At 32.9% G+C, this 913-nt stretch carries 1 pseudogene; it reads right to left on the reverse strand.

The annotated features are described in order from the left end of the window. Positions 1–318, reverse strand: a pseudogene (locus tag AC1DJR_RS31680) (hypothetical protein); the annotation flags it as partial. Positions 319–913 lie beyond the last annotated feature (595 nt).

Genomic DNA, 913 nt, shown 5'->3' on the forward strand with positions numbered 1-913 from the left:
CTGTAATCCTTGGTTTAATGTTTGAATAGCTTGTTGAATTGTTTGCTGTAATTGTTGATCAGCTTGTTGCATTTGTTGTTGAGATTGGTTACTAAATTGTTGAAGTTGTTGCATTAATTGATTAGCTTGTTGTAATCCTTGTTGGCCACCCATTTGTTGATTTTGTTGTAATCCTTGCTGTTGACCTTGAGATGCTTGAGATAAAGATTGATGTAACTGTTGAATTTGACTTTTAAGACTAGTTAATTCTTGTGAAACTTCTAAATCAGCAGCTTTACGTGCCACAGCTTCAACTTTCTTCTCGGTACGTTTGTCCATTTTTAACTCCTCCTTATGTAACCACATAATAGTGTGGAACATTTTTATAATGTACAAATTCTTATTTTTAATACTAAAAAATAAAATTTAGAGACTAGGGAAGAGAGGTATATAAATAGTAATTTAATCGAAAATAGGACAAGCAAAATTGCTTGTCCTAGAAGAAGGGGATGCTTCAAAACACCAAAATGACTCGTATTGGTAAACAGGTTCCTGGATAGTATGCTTCAAATTAAGAAAGTTATACAAAAATAGCAGGCAAAGTTTCTTTGCCTGCTTGTGGGTTGAATGAGTTAGACAATTGCGATAAATCGTCTTCTCATTCTTTTACAAGAAGAGTGAAGCCACTAGTTCGAATGGCTTATAAGTATCGTGTGCAGTTTAGCTAAAAGATATGTAAAAGAAGATAAAGAATTTATTTTATACAAAAAAGAGCGCTATTTGTAAGTGCTCTTGAAAGACGAGCTTCAATAATAACAAGAGATCGACTCAATAGAATTGATGATTTTCTTATTTTAAGGTAAAAATTAAACGTAAAATAGGAGAACAGATACATAGGCTGTTCTCCTAAGGAGCGGGAATACTGAATTTGAAG

Source organism: Bacillus sp. 05T31 (assembly GCF_056396725.1).